14 protein-coding genes and 1 tRNA gene are annotated in these 17840 nt (G+C 71.9%); 10 read left to right on the forward strand and 5 right to left on the reverse strand.

The genetic code is table 11. The annotated features are described in order from the left end of the window. A partial coding sequence (locus K7854_RS15260; protein ID WP_226027036.1) for a sodium/solute symporter occupies positions 1–1330 on the forward strand: 1330 nt, incomplete at its 5' end. A 164-nt stretch (positions 1331–1494) separates the two neighbouring features. On the opposite strand, the gene K7854_RS15265 is transcribed toward K7854_RS15260, so the two are convergent. From K7854_RS15265 to K7854_RS15275, 3 genes are all read right to left on the reverse strand, one after another. Then, positions 1495–2385: a coiled-coil domain-containing protein gene (locus tag K7854_RS15265; RefSeq protein ID WP_226027037.1), complete on the reverse strand. Its 891-nt coding sequence runs from the start codon at positions 2383–2385 to the stop codon at positions 1495–1497. A 168-nt stretch (positions 2386–2553) separates the two neighbouring features. Then, positions 2554–5262 carry an SUKH-4 family immunity protein gene (locus K7854_RS15270; protein ID WP_226027038.1) on the reverse strand — a complete coding sequence of 903 codons (2709 nt, stop codon included), beginning with the start codon at positions 5260–5262 and terminating at the stop codon, positions 2554–2556. A gap of 7 nt (positions 5263–5269) precedes the next feature. Then, a complete protein-coding gene (locus K7854_RS15275) occupies positions 5270–6262 on the reverse strand; it encodes an SMI1/KNR4 family protein (RefSeq protein WP_226027039.1) in 993 nt (330 codons plus the stop codon). 292 nt (positions 6263–6554) lie between these two features. Between K7854_RS15275 and K7854_RS15280 the strand changes: the two genes are divergently transcribed. Next, the gene (locus K7854_RS15280) at positions 6555–7085 is read left to right on the forward strand and encodes a YwqJ-related putative deaminase (protein WP_226027040.1); all 531 of its coding nucleotides are present in this window, start codon (positions 6555–6557) and stop codon (positions 7083–7085) included. Between the two features lie 56 nt (positions 7086–7141). Next, complete coding sequence (locus K7854_RS15285) at positions 7142–7639, forward strand: SUKH-3 domain-containing protein (RefSeq protein ID WP_226027041.1); 498 nt, start codon at positions 7142–7144, stop codon at positions 7637–7639. A gap of 12 nt (positions 7640–7651) precedes the next feature. Here K7854_RS15285 and K7854_RS15290 read toward each other — a convergent pair whose 3' ends face one another. Continuing rightward, positions 7652–8968, reverse strand: a complete 1317-nt coding sequence (locus K7854_RS15290) for a sensor histidine kinase (protein WP_226027042.1) — start codon at positions 8966–8968, stop codon at positions 7652–7654. A 128-nt stretch (positions 8969–9096) separates the two neighbouring features. Between K7854_RS15290 and K7854_RS15295 the strand changes: the two genes are divergently transcribed. The 7 genes from K7854_RS15295 to K7854_RS15325 all read left to right on the forward strand — a co-directional run bounded on the left by K7854_RS15295 (position 9097) and on the right by K7854_RS15325 (position 14838). Further along, positions 9097–9975 (forward strand): hypothetical protein, encoded by an 879-nt coding sequence (locus K7854_RS15295; protein WP_226027043.1) that lies wholly within the window; start codon positions 9097–9099, stop codon positions 9973–9975. 6 nt (positions 9976–9981) lie between these two features. After that, positions 9982–10052, forward strand: a tRNA-Gln gene (locus tag K7854_RS15300). Positions 10053–10176: 124 nt separating this feature from the next. Beyond that, positions 10177–11625 carry a bifunctional UDP-N-acetylglucosamine diphosphorylase/glucosamine-1-phosphate N-acetyltransferase GlmU gene (glmU, locus tag K7854_RS15305; protein WP_226027044.1) on the forward strand — a complete coding sequence of 483 codons (1449 nt, stop codon included), beginning with the start codon at positions 10177–10179 and terminating at the stop codon, positions 11623–11625. 131 nt (positions 11626–11756) lie between these two features. Continuing rightward, a complete protein-coding gene (locus K7854_RS15310) occupies positions 11757–12731 on the forward strand; it encodes a ribose-phosphate diphosphokinase (RefSeq protein WP_226027045.1) in 975 nt (324 codons plus the stop codon). A 221-nt stretch (positions 12732–12952) separates the two neighbouring features. Then, the gene (locus tag K7854_RS15315; RefSeq protein ID WP_123624798.1) at positions 12953–13549 is read left to right on the forward strand and encodes a 50S ribosomal protein L25/general stress protein Ctc; all 597 of its coding nucleotides are present in this window, start codon (positions 12953–12955) and stop codon (positions 13547–13549) included. A gap of 103 nt (positions 13550–13652) precedes the next feature. After that, entirely contained in the window at positions 13653–14255 is a 603-nt protein-coding gene (gene pth / locus K7854_RS15320) for an aminoacyl-tRNA hydrolase (RefSeq protein ID WP_226027046.1), read from the forward strand. A gap of 52 nt (positions 14256–14307) precedes the next feature. Further along, on the forward strand, positions 14308–14838 hold the full coding sequence (locus tag K7854_RS15325; protein WP_226027047.1) for a hypothetical protein: 531 nt from the start codon (positions 14308–14310) through the stop codon (positions 14836–14838). A 177-nt stretch (positions 14839–15015) separates the two neighbouring features. Here K7854_RS15325 and ppc read toward each other — a convergent pair whose 3' ends face one another. Next, entirely contained in the window at positions 15016–17751 is a 2736-nt protein-coding gene (ppc, locus tag K7854_RS15330; protein WP_226027048.1) for a phosphoenolpyruvate carboxylase, read from the reverse strand. Between the last annotated feature and the right edge of the window lie 89 nt (positions 17752–17840).

Genomic DNA, 17840 nt, shown 5'->3' on the forward strand with positions numbered 1-17840 from the left:
GATGTTCCTGCTGGCGGAACCCCTGCGCAACGCGGGCCGGTTCACGATGGGCGACGCGCTCGCCCGCCGGATGCCGGGGCGCGCGGCGCGCATCACGGCCTGCGCCGTGACCATCGCGGCGCTGCTGCCGCTGATGCTGGTGCAGCTCGCGGGCACCGGCCAACTGCTCGCGTTCGTCCTCGGCTTCTCCGGTGCGGCGCTGCAGACCGGCTGCATCATCGGCCTGGGCGTGCTGATGATCGGTTACGCGGCGATCGGCGGCATGAAGGGCACCGCCCTCATCCAGATCCTCAAGATCGTGCTGCTGCTCGGCTCGGGCCTGGTGGTCGCCGCGCTGATCCTGCACCGCTTCGACTGGGACCCGGGCGCGCTGTTCGACGCGGCGGCGGACCGCAGCGGCGCGGGGCCGGCGTTCCTGAACTCCGGGCTCCAGTTCGCCGGCGGGCCCCACCCGGACGCGGACATGATCTCCTCGCAGCTCACCGTCGTCCTCGGCGGCGCCTGCCTCCCCCACGTCACCATGCGCATGTACACCGCCTCCTCGGCCCGCCAGGTGCGCCGCTCGATGTCCTGGGCGGTGTCCGCGGTGGCCCTGTTCGTACTGGTCGTCACGGTGATCGGCTTCGGCGCGACGGCGCTCGTGGGCCGGTCGGTCGTCGCCGGGATCGACCCGCAGGGCAACACCGCCTACCTGCTGGGCTCGCAGGCGGCGTTCGGCGCGCAGGTCTCCACCGCGGAAACGTTCCTGTTCACGACCGTCACCACGGCCGTCTTCCTCACCCTGCTCGCTTCCGTCGGCGGCATGATCCTCGCCTGCGCCAACTCCCTGGCCCACGACGTCTTCGCCACCCGCGTCCAGGAGATGTCACCGCGCCGCGAGATGACCCTCGCCCGCGTCTCCGCCCTCGCCGTCGGCGTCCCCGCGATCGTCCTGGCCACCCTCGTCCAGCACCGCAGCCTCCAGCCGCTGGTGACCCTCTCCTTCTGCCTGGGCGCCTCGGCCATCGCCCCCGCCCTGGTCTACGGCCTCTTCTGGCGCCGCTACACCCGCGCCGGACTGCTGAGCACCCTGATCGGGGGCTCGCTGGCCGTGCTGCTGCTGATGCCGGGCACCAACCTCGTCTCCGGCTCCCCGGTCTCCGCCTTCCCCGAGGCCGACTTCAACTGGTTCCCCTTCACCACGACCGGACTGGTCTCCATCCCGCTGGGCTTCGCCTGCGGCTGGCTCGGCACGATGCTCTCCGGCCGGCGCAAGGCGCAGGAACAGCGCCGGCACTACGAGGCGGTGGAGGCCTGGATCCTGGCGGGGGCGGTCCGCAGGGGAGACTGACGGTGCGCCGCGCCGGGAGGGGCCCGGCAGCCCTCCGGCGTCACCCCCGCCGGGACGGACCCCCGGAACCCTCCGGCGTCACCCAGCCGGGACGGCCCCCCGGAGCCCTCCGGCGTCACCCCGACCGGCCGGGCCCCGGGGGCACCCCGGTGCCGCCCCCGGCGTCACTCCACCGCCCGCCCCGTCAGCGCATGGAGGTTGCTGCGCACGGAGGCCATGTGGGCCTGCAGTTCGTCCCACCGCTCCCCGTGCTCGCGCAGCACCCGTTCCGTCTCACGGGCGATCCGCTCCTGACACGCCCGGGCCCCTGCGACCACCTCGGCCGCCCGGGCCCGGGCCTCCTCCTGCCGCCGCCCGGCCGCCTCCCCGGCCTCGGCCAACTCCTGCTCCGCGGCGCGCACCGCCTGCTCCGCGCGCGCCGCCGCCTCCTCGTGACGGGCGTCCAGGGCCCGCGCGCGCTCGTCCTCGGCCCGCTCGGCGGCGGCCCACCGCTCGGCCAGCTCCCGGCGCTGCTCGGCGAGCATCCCGGCGGTGCGCGTGCGCATCTCGCGCAGCGCGGACAGCGCTTCCGCCCGCCCGGCCCGCACCTCGCGCCGCGCCTCGATCCGCGCCTCGTCGGCCTCCGCGCGCGCCGCGAGCAGCCGCTGCCGGGCGCGCTCGTCGGCCTCGGCGCGTACGGCGTCGGCGTCCGCCTGCGCCGCGTCACGCACCGCGGCCGCGTACGTCCTCGCCTCCGCCATCAGACCGTCCGCCGCGCTCCGCGCCCCCGCCCGCACGGCCTCGGCCTCCTCCTCGCCGAGCCGGAACAGCTCCCGGGCACGCTCGCCCAGCGCCCGGTAGTCCTGCGCGGTGAGCTGGGCGACCACGTCCCGCAGGTCCGCCAGCTCCTCCTCCATCTCCCGGGCCAGCACGGTGAGCCGGGCGGCCCGCTCCCAGGCCGCGTCACGGTCCTCGGACAGGGCCGCGACACACTCCTCCACCTGCTCCGGCCGGTAGCCGCGCTCGCGCCCGCGTACGGTCGCGAAGCCGTGGCAAGACGCCGAGGCGCTGCTCATGCTCATCACACCCCTGTGGTGAACCTGACGCACTAAAGGGACTTAACCGACTTTATGGATCGCCGGTAAGCCCACATAATGCGACACACCGCACACCAAAGGCGGGGCCCGGCCGTCCCGCAGGCCGGCCGGGCCCCGCCCGTCGGGTACGTCAGCGGCGCGAACGCCTCACAGCAGCCCGTCCCACATCTGCTCCAGCAGCACCGACCACCAGCTCTCCGGCGACCCGAGCGCCGCCGGGTCGAGCGCGGCCAACTGCGCCTGGAAGTCCACCGTCCAGCGGCCCGCCTGCTCCTGGTTCAGACCGAACCTGAGCCGCCACATCCGGCCCAGCAGCGCCAGGCAGCGCGCGAACTCCGGCAGCCCCGTGTTCACGAACTGCGGCGGCACGGGCGCCCCGCCCGGACCCGCCTCCACCGGCACGGCCACGATGGCCGCCGTCCCGTACTGCACGCAGATCGCCCGGCCGAAGTCGCTGCCCACGACGAGGTACGACCCCGCGTCCGAGGCCGGCTGCACCCCGCGCTCGGCCGCCAGCTCCGCCAGCGTCGGCACCGGGCGCCCCGGCTGGGCCTGCGCCCAGAAGAACGGGCCCATGTCCATCGGCAGCCCCGCGGCCACCAGCGTGTGCGCCACCACCGGCGGCACACCCTGCCGGGACACCGCGGCCTGCTCGAACCGGAAGACCCCAGGACCGAACGCGCCGGCCAGCTCCTGCCCGACGGCCTCCGGCGGAACCGGCGGCGCCGGCTGCACCTGCGGCAGCGGAGCACGCACCGGCGCCGGCCGCGCGGGACCGTCGGCCACCTGGTGCAGCTCGCCCTGGTGCGCCAGCAGCTGCTGCATGCCCTGCTGCCGGCTCGCGTGGTCCAGGCCGTACGGCGCGATCGAGGTGATCCGCGCCTGCGGCCACTGCTCCCGGATCATCCGCGCGCAGTACGCACCCGGCAGCTCGCAGGACTCCAGCTCGGTGTGCAGCTCCAGCACCTGGTCCGGCGGCACGTTCATGGCACGCAGCTCGTGGAAGATCTGCCACTCCGGGTGCGGCGTCCCCGGCGCGGAACGCCGGATCAGCTGCTGCTCGGAACCGTCCTGAGCGCGGTAGCGCAGTACGGCCTGGTAGCCGGGACCGACGGTCGGCTGACCGACGGGCTGCGGCGGATAGCCGTACGCCGGCGGCGCACCCGGCACGGGCTGCCCGGGCGGCGGCACGGCACCGGGCGGCGGCGGCACGGCACCAGGCGGGGGCGGCGGCGCACCGATGCCGCCGGGACCGCCCAGGGACGGCGAGGCCAGCACCGTCTGCGCATGGTGCACGGCACCGCCCGGACCTCCCGCGGAGCCCTGCGGCCCGGGCGCACCAGGCGCCCCCGGAGCGGCCGGAGGAGGCGGCGGCGTACCCGGACCGGAAGGCGCACCGGGAGCCCCGGGCGGACCGGGCGGGTTCGGCGGGCCGGGCGGGCCGGGAGGCTGCGGGGCACCGCCGCCGGTACGGCCCGGGTCGGCCAGCATCGTGGCGGCGTGGTGCACCCCGCCCGGCGGCGTCCCACCCGGTGCGCCAGGCGCACTCGGCGGGGGCGGCGTACCCGGCGCGCCCGCACCGGCCGGAGGCTGCGGAGCGCTGGGCGGCGGCGGGGTGCCCGGGGCACTGGGCGGAGGCGGCGTGCCCGGGCCGCCCGGGCCCTCGGGACCGAGGGACGACACCAGCTGCGTCGGCACGTAGCCGCCCGCCGGGGCACCCGGCGCGGGCGTCCCCGCCGGCGGGGGCGTGCTCCCCGGACGCGCACCCGGCACACCCGGGGCGCTCGGCGGAGGCGGCGTGGACGAGCCACCGCCACGGCGCGGCGGAGGCGTCGCCTTGCTGGTCGCGGCGTCGGCGATGTCCCCGGCGTTCGACGCGGGCGGCCCGGGAGGCGTGGCGGACGGGCCGGGCGGCGTCGCGGACGGGCCCGAACCGGCGGACGGCCCCGCCGCGGGGGGCGCCGGAGCCGCGGGCGGCGGCGTGGCAGCCCCGGCGGGCGCGCCCGGCGCGTTCGGGTCGCCGATCGCCGGCGAGAGCGCCGTCGGCGGAAGCTGGCTGCCGCCCGACATCAGCGCCGTCTTGGCGTCCGGCGTCGTGGACGGCGGCGGCGTGTCGTCGTCGGCACCGCTCAACGGCGGCGCGAACACCGTCTGGGGCAGCGGCACGGAACGGTCCTCACCGGCGTCCGCGTTGGTGTCCGTCCCGGCCCAGGGCGTCGCCCCGGCAGGCGCACCCGGCGCACTCGGGGCCCCCGGCGCACCGGACGCACCCGCACCCGCGCCGGAGCCACCGGCGCCCGCGGCCGGCCACTCGGCACCGCTCCCCGGCGAACCACCCGCCGACGCCGACGCGGAGGCGGGCGCGGAGGCGGGCGCCGCCGGAGCCGAAGGCACCCCGGCCTGCGTCTCGGGCAGCGCGCCACCGGCGCCCCCGGCACTCCCCGTGTCACCGCCCCCCTGATCGCCCCGCCGACGATCCGGAATGCCGATCCGGTCCGCCGCCTCCTGCAACCACTCCGGCGGACTCAACAAGAACGACGTCTGATTCAGGTCCACCCGGGCCGCCGGCGCCGGAGCCACCGCCTCCGCCTCGTCGGGACGGCCGTACTCCTCCTCGTACCGGCGGATCACCTCACCCACCGGAAGCGAGGGCCACAACGTCGCCTCGCCGCTGTCCCGGGCGATCACCAGCCGCTGCGCACCCCCGTCCGAACGCGGCCCGTCCGCACGGTCCTCGGCCCACACCACGAACCCGAGGTCGAACTCCCGCACCCGCACCTCACGGTGCTGGTACGCCGGCAACTCGCCGTTGACCCACTCCTCCGCGCGCTCCTGCGCCTGCGCGAACGTCACCATCGCCAGCTCACTCCCCTACCGACGCCGACACGGGCACCGCACGCGCGAAACCGCCGTCCACCATCAGATTCGCCACCGTCTCCAGCTCCGGCGGAGAACCCGCCAGACGCGACAGGAACGCGTCGAAGTCCTCACCGCAGGGCAGCAGCAGCCGCTCCACCCGATCCGCCGGCGCCAACGACGGGTCCACGTCCCGCACGTCGTCGTACGCGCAGAACCACACCGAACCGATCCGCTCGCCCTTCACCTTCACCGCGAGCAGACCGCCCTGGACGAACGCGACACCCAGATAGTCCTTCGTCAGATGGTCCCGCAGACACTTGTTCACATAGACCAGGTCATTGACCGCCGCCTCCTCACGCACCGTGAAGAACGGCTGGTCCACCAGCAGCCCCAGCTCCGCATCGAGCGCCGTACCCACCGGCGCACACCCGCCCGCCGCCTTCAGGAACGACCGGTACGCACCCGGCAGCCGGTACCCGAGGTCCTCCTCGACCCCCTGCACCTGCTGCTCCGTCACCGCCACACCCGACTTCGGCAGCCCGAAGTGCGCCGGACGCGTCTCCTGCAACGGCCGCGTCCCGCGCTTGGCCTGGTCCACCGCCGCCGTGGAAATCCCGCCGTGGTGCCGCAGCAACGCCTTCACCTCGACCGGAACCAGCTCCATCCGCCGTGAACCCGCCACGTGGTGCCACGTCCAGCCGTGCGGCGTCGCCACCGCCGGCACCGTGTCCCACAACTCGTGCCCCGACGCCGCCAGAGCCGCGTTCGCCGACACGTAGTCCGTCAGCCGCAACTCATCGACCCCGAACCCCTCCGGCGGATCCGCGATCTCCGCGACCGCCCGCGCGTACGGCGAGAAATCGGGGTAGCCACCCGCGTCCACCCGTACCCCTCTCGGGTGACGGGCCGCCCGCACCGGATCCGGGAAATGCACGACCTGCCCGGCATAGGCCGCGTTCGGCGGCGCGGCTGCTTGCCCGAGCCGACCTGTCGTCATGGCGGTTGCCCCCTGCGGCGTCTGTCTGCTGCCAGATCCGTCTGATCTGCCTGCACTGTCTGGTCCACCGCGTGCGAGCGCGGTGCCGACAGCCTATGCGGTACGGCAAGAGGGGTCACCGGCACCGGAGCCCGCACCCGGCACCCGGCACCTCCGCTTCCGTGACCAGCCGTCACCCTTCCGTGACCCACCGCCCATACCCGGGCGTGTCACCCCGCCCCAGCTTCCGCAGCAGCCACCCGATTTGGCACTCTGTGACCTTCGGGGGGATGCTCAGGAGGGGAAAACGATCATGAGTGCGACGCAGACGGGACCCGACACCGGACGGTCCGACGACCCTCGCGGCGGCGACCCCCGCATCGGCTGGAGCAGCGCCGACGCCCAGCACACCCCCACCCTCCGGCACCGCCGCGACGGCATACTCCCCACCGTCGCCGCCGCCCTCTCGGTACGCGGCACCACCCTCACCGGCACCGCCACCCGCGCCGACACGCCCCCCGCCCTGCACCACCTCGTACAGGACTTCCTCGACACCCTCACCAGCGGCCAACGAGACCGCTACACCGGCCGCTGCGCCGAGACCATCCTCATCTCACGCCACCTGGCCACCGCCGACGCCACCCGCAGCAAACGCGCCGCACGAAAACCGATGACCAACGGCGAAGCCCGCAAAGCACTCAAACACGCCAAACTCACCACCCGCCGCATCCGCGAGGACGGCGACCCCCTCCACGGCGCCTTCGCCCCACCCTGCCGCGCCTGCACCGCCCTCAGCGCCCACTTCGGCATCCGCATCGTCGACCCCACGACGGAGAAGGCCTGACCCAGCAGATCGAACAGATCGAGCCGAACCAGCCGACCGAAACGAACCAAGGGCCGATGCAAGCCGACCGCACCTCCACCACCCGCTTCCCCGTCCCCGTCGACGCCGCCCTGCGCGACGCCGGCTGGCAACCCGGACGCTGGGACATCAAACAGGCCGAAATCTGGGCCGACACCCTGCGCGAACACACCTCACCCGCAGGCCACCGCCACACCGTCTTCCCCGCCGCCGTCGAAGCCTGGGCCGAATTCGGCGGCCTCCACATCACACCCACCGGACCCGGCCGCCAGATCGCCCCCGCCACCCTGCACCTCGACCCCCTGCACGGCCTCCACATGGCCCGCACCCTCGGCGACCTCGGCCGCGCCCTCGACACCCACACCTGCCCCCTCGGCACCGAAACCGACAGCCAGGCCCTCATCGCCATCGACACCGAAGGCCGCGTCTACGCCCTCGACCACACCGGCGACTGGTACCTCGGCCCCACCATCGACACCGCCCTCGCCACCCTCGTCGCCGGCACCCAGCCCAGCCGCCTCACCACCACCCGCTGACGCGACCGCGCCCTACGACGCCGGAATCACCGCCGACACCCGAAAACCCCCCGCATCCGTCGGCCCCGACACGAACACCCCGCCCAGCGCCGCCACCCGCTCCTTCATCCCCACCAGCCCATTGCCCCCCGACGGCAACCGCGCCGACGACGCCGCCGAAGCCACCGGCGGCGGCTCGTTCTCCACCTGCATCGCAATCTCCGACACCCGGTGCGCCAACCGCACATGCGTCTTCGCACCCGCCGCATGCTTGTGCACGTTCGTCAACGCCTCCTGCACCACCCGGAACGCCGTCGACTCCACCTCCGCCGCATACAGCCGCACCTCCCCCTCCACCGACAGATTCACGACCATCCCGGCCGCCTCCGACTGCCCGATCAACTCGTCCAGCTCCGACAGACACGGCCCGTCCGACGACTCCCCGTCCTCCGCCGCCCGCGACGCCGCCGCAGCAGCCGCCACCCCCACCGCCGCCAACGGCACCGACGCCCGCTCCGCCCGCGCACCCTCCCCACCACTGCGCAGCACCCCGAGCATCTCCCGCAACTCCGTCAGCGCCTGCCGCCCCATGTCCCCCACCAGCGCCGCGTTCTTCACCGCCTTCTCCGGATCCTTCCGCGCCACCGCCTGCAACGCCGCCGCATGCACCACCATCAGACTCACCCGGTGCGCCACCACGTCGTGCATCTCCCGCGCGATCCGCGTCCGCTCCTCACCCCGCGCCCACTCCGCACGCTCCTCCGCCCGCTCCGCGAGCAACTGCAACTCACGCTCCAGGCTGTCCGCCCGCTCCCGCAGACTCTCCATCAGCCGACGCCGCTGCCCCACGTACAGCCCCAGCAGCAACGGCGGCGCGGTCATCCCCAGGGACGTCGCGATCGATGCGAACGGAAGGAACCACTCCCCCAGCTCCAGACCGTCCCGCGCCATGTCCTGCCCCAGCCGCACGAACGTCACGACCAGCGTCCCCAGGAACGTCATCCCGGCCAGGGCCCCGATGATCCGCCGCGGCAACTCCGACGCCGCCAGCGTGTACAGGCCGACGACCCCCATCAGGAAACCCATCTCGGCCGGCGTGATGGCCAGGGCCACCAGCACCACCGCGATCGGCCACCTCCGCCGCACCACCAGCATCGAACCGGCCAGCAGCCCGAACACCACCCCCATCGCGAGCGGAATCCCCGCGTCCCGCGCGAACGGAACCCCCTCCACCGCGCACTCCAGCGCGGACACGGCACCCAGGCCCACATCGAGCACCGCGCCGCGCCGCCTGTCCCACCACCAAGGCCCACCCCGGGCCGGTACGTGGTCTTCCCCCGTCGTGGTCATGCCTCCAGCCTACGGGCGCCGAGCGCCCCTTTTCCGGTGACTTTCGACAAACGATACGACGCGATATCCCTCGAACTGGCGAACCCCACACCGTCCCCCTCCGGAGCCGAGCATTCCGGCCGGACGGTATGCCCCTGGCACGTTCACAGAACAAGTACGCGGACTTCGAAGAGCTGCGGGAGCGGGCGGTGGCGCTGCGACGCGAGGGACTCAGCCGACGCCAGATCCGCGACCGACTGCACGTCGACAACAACGACATCCTCAACCGCCTCCTGGAAGGCGAGCCGCCCCCGGAGTGGACGAAGCGCCCGAACGCGAAGGACGACGCGAGGGACCGGGCACGGGAGCTGCGGCTCCAGGGGTGGACGTACGACCAGATCCAGGTGGAGCTGGGGTGCAGCAAGAGTTCCATCTCGCTGTGGGTACGGGACCTTCCCAAGCCAGACAGGAGGCGCAGTCCCGAGGAGGCTTCGGCCATCGCCAAACGGGGCTGGGAAGCCACACTGCGGCGTCGAGAGGAAGAGCGCCAACAAGCGAAGGCGGCCTCAAAAAGCACGGTCGGCCACTTGTCCGACCGAGAGCTGTACCTGGCGGGAGTAGCCCTCTACTGGGCCGAGGGCACCAAGGACAAGCCGTACAGCCGCCGCGAGAGACTGCAGTTCATCAACAGCGACCCCAACGTCATCACCTTCTTCATGCGCTGGCTGGACGTACTCGGCGTCGCACGCGAGCGTGTGCGGTTCCGCGTGAGCATCCACGAGTCGGCCAACGTGGCGGAGGCCGAAGAGTTCTGGGCCCGCCTGGTCGGCGTGGACACCGCCGCTTTCCAGACGCCCACCCTCAAGAAGCACAACCCGAAGACAAACCGCAAGAACACCTCGGACGCCTATCACGGTTGCCTGGTCATCTACGTACTGAAGAGCGCCGACTTGTACCGTCGCATGGAGGGCGCCTGGTACGGCATAGTAGGTGCTGCTTCCGCGGCCGATCCATCAAATCGGACATAGCGGTAATCCCGGGTCGTCTAAGGGCAAGACGTCAGATTTTGGTTCTGATCATGGGGGTTCGAGTCCTCCCCCGGGAGCACATGCTCAGTTCGGGTCCTGACGGCGAAAGCCACAGTCAGGGCCCGCACTCATGTCCCCCACGAACCACCCCGGTATCCTGCGGATGTCCACCCCCACCCCCTCAAAGCCGAAGGGCATCCCGTGAGCGCCATTCGCCCGGCAGCCGTCGTCGTTCTCGCAGCGGGTGAGGGCACCCGTATGAAGTCGGCCACACCCAAGGTCCTGCACGAGCTGTGCGGCCGGTCGCTGGTCGGGCACGTGCTCGCCGCCGCCGGCGAGCTGGACCCCGAGAACCTGGTCGCCGTCGTCGGGCACGCCCGCGAGCAGGTCACCGCGCACCTCGCCGAGGTCGCCCCTGGGGTACGCACCGCCGTCCAGGAGCAGCAGAACGGCACCGGGCACGCCGTGCGGATGGGGCTGGAGGCGCTGGGCGGTGCCGTGGACGGGACCGTCGTCGTGGTCTGCGGGGACACCCCGCTCCTGACCGGCGAGACGCTCAAGGCGCTCGCCGCCACGCACTCCGCTGACGGGAACGCCGTGACCGTGCTGACGGCCGAGGTGCCGGACGCGACGGGGTACGGGCGGATCGTGCGGGACGGGGCCTCGGGTGCCGTGACGGCGATCGTGGAGCACAAGGACGCGTCGGAGTCGCAGCGGGCGATCCGGGAGATCAACTCGGGTGTGTTCGCCTTCGACGGGCAGTTGCTCGCGGACGCGCTGGGCAAGGTGCGCACAGACAACAGCCAGGGCGAGGAGTACCTCACGGACGTGCTCGGCATCCTGCGTGAGGCGGGGCACCGGGTGGGCGCGTCGGTGGCCGGGGATCACCGGGAGATCGCGGGGATCAACAACCGGGTGCAGCTCGCGGAGGCGCGCCGGATTCTCAACGAGCGGCTGCTGACGGAGGCGATGCTGGCCGGCGTGACCGTGGTGGACCCGGCGACGACGTGGGTGGACGTGACGGTGACGTTCGAGCAGGACGTGGTCGTGCACCCGGGTACGCAGCTGCACGGCTCGACGCATCTCGCCGAGGGCTGCGAGGTCGGGCCGAACACCCGGCTGACGGACACGCGGGTGGACGCGGGGGCGCGGGTGGACAACACGGTGGCCGTCAGCGCGCACGTCGGTCCGCAGGCTTCGGTCGGGCCGTACGCGTATCTGCGGCCGGGTACCCGGCTGGGGCTGAAGTCGAAGATCGGTACGTTCGTCGAGGCGAAGAACTCGTCGATCGGCGAGGGGACGAAGGTTCCGCACCTGTCCTACATGGGTGATGCGACGGTCGGTGACTTCACGAACATCGGTGCCGCGAGTGTGTTCGTGAACTACGACGGTCAGGACAAGCACCACACGACGATCGGCTCGCACTGCCGTACGGGTTCGGACAACATGTTTGTGGCTCCTGTCACGGTCGGGGACGGTGCCTACACCGCTGCCGGCTCGGTGATCACGAAGGACGTGCCGCCCGGTTCGCTGGCTGTGGCCCGTGGCCAGCAGCGGAATATCGAGGGTTGGGTGGCCCGGAAGCGGCCGGGGAGCGCGGCGGCGAAGGCGGCCGAGGCGGTGTCCCGTGAGGCGGGCGGCGAAGACTGACCGGAAACCGGCGCGTCGAACACGGCGTACCGTGATAAGTGCACATCCGCACCCCACCAGCTGAGACGCCCCCGCGGCCAGCGGGAGAGCGCCTGTGACGCTCAGCTGCGAACCTCTGAGGAGAAAGTGCTGTGACCGGGATCAAGACGACCGGCGAGAAGAAGTTGATGTTCTTCTCCGGCCGCGCACACCCCGAGCTTGCCGAGGAGGTCGCCGAGCAGTTGGGTGTCGGGGTCGTCCCGACGAAGGCCTTCGACTTCGCCAACGGTGAGATCTATGTGCGGTATCAGGAGTCGGCGCGTGGTGCGGACTGTTTCCTGATCCAGAGCCACACGGCTCCGATCAACAAGTGGGTCATGGAGCAGTTGATCATGATCGACGCGCTGAAGCGTGCGTCGGCCCGCTCCATCACCGTCATCGTGCCGTTCTACGGTTACGCGCGGCAGGACAAGAAGCACCGGGGGCGTGAACCGATTTCGGCGCGTCTGATCGCGGATCTGATGAAGACCGCGGGTGCGGACCGGATCCTGGCGGTGGATCTGCACACGGACCAGATCCAGGGCTTCTTCGACGGTCCGGTGGACCACCTGTTCGCGCTGCCGCTGCTGGCGGACTACGTGGGTGCGAAGGTGGACCGTTCGAAGCTGACGGTGGTGTCGCCGGACGCGGGCCGGGTGCGGGTGGCGGACCGTTGGTGCGACCGTCTGGGCGCTCCGCTGGCGATCGTGCACAAGCGGCGTGACAAGGACGTGGCGAACCAGGTCACGGTGCACGAGGTCGTGGGCGACGTGAAGGGGCGCATCTGCGTCCTCGTCGACGACATGATCGACACGGGCGGCACCATCTGCGCCGCGGCGGACGCGTTGTTCGCGCACGGTGCGGAGGACGTGATCGTGACGGCGACGCACGGTGTGCTGTCGGGTCCGGCGGCGGACCGGCTGAAGAACTCGAAGGTGAGCGAGTTCGTGTTCACGAACACGCTGCCGTCGGCGAGTGAGCTGGAGCTGGACAAGATCACGGTGCTGTCGATCGCGCCGACGATCGCGCGTGCGGTGCGCGAGGTGTTCGAGGACGGTTCGGTGACGAGCCTGTTCGACGAGCAGTGAGCGTCGTGGGCTCTGTGCAGTAACCGTTCTGCAGGCTCCGGTACCGCCTGTTGATCGTTTTGGGTACGGCCTTCCTCTCCGAGTAGACTGCTGAAGTTGCTCGGCGAGGGAGGCCGTACCCGTGTTCGCGGGTGTGGCGCTCCGTTATCGACGCGCTCTTCGTAGCAGGCCGTTCGTGGCCGGGTGACCACGTCCGTTCCTGATTTCCACGAGGAGTGATCATGTCCGAGGTGAAGCTCACCGCCGAGACGCGTACCGAGTTCGGCAAGGGTGCCGCGCGTCGTATCCGCCGTGACAACAAGGTTCCCGGTGTGCTGTACGGCCACGGTTCGGACCCGCTGCACCTGACCCTGCCGGGTCACGAGCTGCTGCTGGCGCTGCGTACGTCGAACGTGCTGATCGCGCTGGACATCGACGGCAAGACCAACGAGCTGGCGATCCCGAAGTCCGTGCAGCGTGACCCGATCAAGGGCTTCCTGGAGCATGTCGACCTGCAGCTGGTGAAGCGCGGCGAGACCGTGTCGGTCGAGATCCCGGTGCAGGCCGAGGGCGAGCTGGCCCCGGGCGGTTACCTGCTGGAGTACGTCCTGGACGCGCTGCCGGTCGAGGCCGAGGCCACGCACATCCCGGAGCAGGTCACCGTGTCGGTGGCTGGTCTGGAGGCCGGTGCCTCGATCCACGCCAAGGACATCGCGCTGCCGTCCGGCGTGAAGCTGGACGTGGACGGTGACACCGTGGTGCTGCAGGTCCTGGCCGCGCAGGCCGAGGAGGCCCCGGCCGAGGGTGCGGGCGAGGGCGAAGAGGCCGCCGAGGCCTGATCCTCCCTTACGGTCATCGTGTGGTCGGCCGCTGTTCCCGTGCGGGGCAGCGGCCGACGCGTATGTGTGGACGGGTCATTACGGTACGGGTGGTTGAGGAGACATGGACGTGACGACGGACGCGGGCGCTCCGTGGCTGGTGGCCGGCCTCGGGAATCCGGGCCCCGAGTACGCCGCGAACCGGCACAACGTCGGTTTCATGGTGGCGGACCTGCTGGCGGAGCGGATCGGGGCGCGCTTCAAGCGGCACGGCAAGGCGCAGGCGCAGGTGGTCGAGGGGCGGATCGGTCCGCCGGGGCCGGCGAACCGGCGGGTGATCCTGGCGAAGCCGATGTCGTTCATGAACGTGTCGGGCGGTCCGGTGACGGCGCTGCGGGACTTCTACAAGGTTCCGGTCGGCAACATCGTGGCGGTGCACGACGAGCTGGACATCGACTACGGCGTGCTGCGGCTGAAGCTGGGCGGCGGGGACAACGGGCACAACGGCCTGAAGTCGATCACGAAGTCGCTGGGCCCGGACTACCACCGGGTGCGGTTCGGGATCGGGCGGCCGCCGGGGCGGATGCCGGTGGCGGATTTCGTGCTGCGGGACTTCTCGTCGGCGGAGCGCAAGGAGCTGGACTACTTCGTCGACCGGGCGGCGGACGCGGTGGAGGCTCTGGTGATCGAGGGTCTTGAGCGGGCGCAGAGCGCGTACAACTCCTGACTTGTCCGTCGATGGTGCGCGGGTGAGTTGACCGGGCGCGTAGGTATGGCCAATGATCCCGGCCATGCCTGCCTCTGCCGCCGCCGCTGCTCGTGCCCGTCAGGCCTCCTCCGCGTCCTCGGCGTCCGCCGTCCTGTTGCGGTTCGGGCGGGTCGCGGCGATGGGGACGGTCGCGGTGCTGATCCTGATCGCGGGTGTGTGGGCGTCCTGGGGTACGGCGCAGCACGTGCTGCTGACCAAGGGGCGGGAGCAGGGCACGGTCGAGGTGACGCGGTGCGGTGGCGGGGTGTGCAGTGGGCCGTACTCGCCGGTGTCGGCGGGGTCGCAGGCGCGGGAGCGGGTCGTCATCGAGGACTCGGTGGCGGTGGCGAAGGGGCGGACGTACAGCGTGGTGTTGAAGCCGGGCAGTGGGGACGCGGTGCGTTCGGGGCCGGCGGGGATTCTGTATGCGTGGGTGCCGTTGGGTGGGGCGTTGTTGCTGGCGTCGGTGGTCGTGGCGGGTGGGTTGCGGCGGACTCGGGTGGCGTGGGGGATGGCGGGGGCGGGGGTTGTGCTGCTGACGGCGGCGTTTTTCGCGGTGTGAGGTTTTCCCGTACGACGACGTGACGGTGCCCCGGACTCTGTAGGAGTTCGGGGCACCGGTGTTTTCACGTGCGGGGCGTCGGGGTGGGCGCGGGGTGGGGCGCGCAGCCCGGCGCTTACGTGGTGCCGCCTGCGCCCACCCGTGCCGCCCCAGCGGCACGACTGCCCGCAGGCTGGGTCAGCCGGTGTTGCGGAGGCCCGCTGCCACGCCGTTGACGGTGAGGAGGAGGGCCCGGGCGAGCAGCGGGTCGACTTCCTCGCCGGCGGCGGCCGCTTCGCGCTGGCGGCCGAGGAGGGCGACCTGGAGGTAGGAGATGGGGTCGAGGTAGGCGTCGCGGATGGCGAAGGTCTGCTTGAGGACGGGGTCGGCGTCGAGCAGTTCCTTCTCGCCGGTGACCTTCAGGACCTCGGCGACGGTCAGCTCGTGTTCGGCCTTGATGGTGTCGAAGACGTGCTTCAGCTCGTCCGGGACGAGGGTGTCGACGTAGTGCTGGGCAATGCGCAGGTCGGTCTTGGCCAGGGTCATCTCGACGTTGGAGATGAAGTTGCGGAAGAAGTGCCACTGCTGGTGCATCTCGTCCAGGACGGTGTCCAGTCCTGCCTCGCGCAGCGCCTTGAGGCCGGAGCCGACGCCGTACCAGCCGGGGACGATCTGCCGGGACTGGGTCCAGCCGAAGACCCAGGGGATGGCGCGCAGGCCGTCCAGCGAGACGCCCGAGCCGGGGCGGCGGGAGGGCCGCGAGCCCAGGTGCAGGTCGGCGAGCTGGTCGACCGGCGTGGAGGCCAGGAAGTAGGTCGGCAGGTCGGGGTCCTCGACCAGCTTGCGGTAGGCGGTGTGGGCGGCGTCGGAGACGACGTCCATGGCGGCGTCCCAGCGGGCGAGTGCCTCGTCGGACTGGCGGGGGGCGGTGTGCAGGGCGGAGGCCTGGAGGGTGGCCGCGACGGTCAGCTCCAGGTTCTCCCGGGCGAGGGAGGGGATGAGGTACTTGTCGGAGATGACCTCGCCCTGCTCGGTGACCTTGATCTCGCCTTCCAGGGTGCCCCAGGGCTGGGCGAGGATGGCGTCGTGGGTGGGGCCGCCGCCGCGGCCGACGGTGCCGCCGCGGCCGTGGAAGAGGCGCAGCCGTACGCCGTAGCGGTGGGCGACGTCGCGCAGGCGGCGCTGGGCGCGGTGGATCTCCCACTGGCTGGTGGTGATGCCGCCGAACTTGGAGGAGTCGGAGTAGCCGAGCATGACCTCCTGGACGTCGCCGCGCAGGGCGACCAGGCGCCGGTAGGAGGGGTCGGCGAGCAGGTCCTCCAGGATGGTGTCGGCGGCCTTGAGTTCGTCGGTGGTCTCCAGGAGCGGCACGATGCCGATCTTGGCCCAGCCGGCGTGCAGGTCGATGAGTCCGGCCTCGCGGGCCAGTACGGCGGCGGCGAAGACGTCGTCGGCGCCCTGGCACATGGAGATGATGTAGGACTCGATGACCTCGGGGCCGAAGACCTCCAGGGCGCGGCGGACGGTCTGGAAGACGCCGAGGGTCTTCTCGCCGGGCGCGTCGACGGGGGCCGGAGTGGGGGCGAGCGGCCGGCGGGAGCGCAGTTCCTTGGCGAGGAGCTTGGTGCGGTACTCGCGGGGCATGTCGGCGTAGCGCCAGGACTCCTCGCCGAGCCGGTCGAAGAGCTGGCCGAGGGCGTGGTGGTGGGCGTCGGCGTGTTCGCGGACGTCCATGGTGGCGAGCTGGAGGCCGAAGGCGGCCAGGGTGCGGATGGTGCGGGCGAGGCGGCCGTCGGCGAAGAGGCCGCCGCGGTGTTCGCGCAGGGAGGTCTGGACGATGCGCAGGTCGTCGATGAGCTGGGCGGTGCCGAGGTAGTCGCGGCCCTCTTCGTGGGGGGTGCCCTTGGCGAGGCGCTGCTTGGTGTTCTCCAGCTTCTGGCGGATGCAGGTGGCCTTGAGCCGGTAGGGCTCCTCGGCGTTGAGGCGCTTGTAGCGGGGGCTGATCTCGGGGAGGCGTTCCAGGTCGGTCTGGAGCGAGGTCAGCAGTTCCTCCGTGGCGCCCGCGTAGCGGATGGAGTTGGACAGGAAGCCGCGCAGCTCGTCGATCATCTCCAGGGCGTCGTTGATGCCGTGTTCGTGCTGGAGGATGAGGACGTCCCAGGTGACCTGGGGGGTGACGTTGGGGTTGCCGTCGCGGTCGCCGCCGATCCAGGTGCCGAAGGTGAGGGGGCGGGTGTCGTCGGGGAGCTTGACGCCGGCCCGTTCCAGCTCGGCGGTGAGGTCTTCGAGGACGTCGCCGACTGCGCCGAGGTGCAGTTCGTCCAGGTAGTAGATGGCGTTGCGGGCCTCGTCGGCGGGCTCGGGGCGTACGACGCGCAGTTCGTCGGTCTGCCAGACGAGGTCGATGTTCTCGGCGAGGCGGGTGTCCAGGCGGCGGCGGTCGGACTCGTTGACCGGGGTGTCCAGGAGGGCGGCGATGCGGCGCAGCTTGTTGAGGACGGAGCGGCGGGCGGCCTCGGTGGGGTGTGCGGTGAACACGGGGCGCACGTTGAGGTTGCGGACCGTCTCGCGCAGGTGCTCGGGGTCGGCGTCCTTGAGCCGGTCGGCGGTGCGGGCGAGCAGTCCGCCCTCGGCGGCGCGCTTGGCGCCCAGTTCGCGGCCGCGGTGGACCTGTTCGGTGACGTTGGCGAGGTGGAAGTAGGTGGAGAAGGCGCGGACGAGCTTGGCGGCGGTCTCCAGTTCGGTGCCGCGCAGCAGTTCGGCGGCGGCCTCGCCGTCCTCGCGGGTGAGTCGGCGTACCTTCTCGACGAGTTCGAGCAGTTCGGGGCCTTCCTGCCGGACCAGGGTCTCCCCGAGGAGATCACCCAGTCGGCGGATGTCGGCACGCAGCTCGCTGCTGGTCGTCGTGGTGGTCTGGTCGTCGGCACTGCTCACAGGTGCGGCTCCTTGCAGTGTTGAAGCTCGTCTGGGAGGGAACCCGGACGGCCGTCTCGCGCGGCGGGCGCCGCTTACCGGGCCGGACG

It is taken from the genome of Streptomyces hyderabadensis, from assembly GCF_020404845.1.
Taxonomy (GTDB): Bacteria; Actinomycetota; Actinomycetes; order Streptomycetales; family Streptomycetaceae; genus Streptomyces; species Streptomyces hyderabadensis.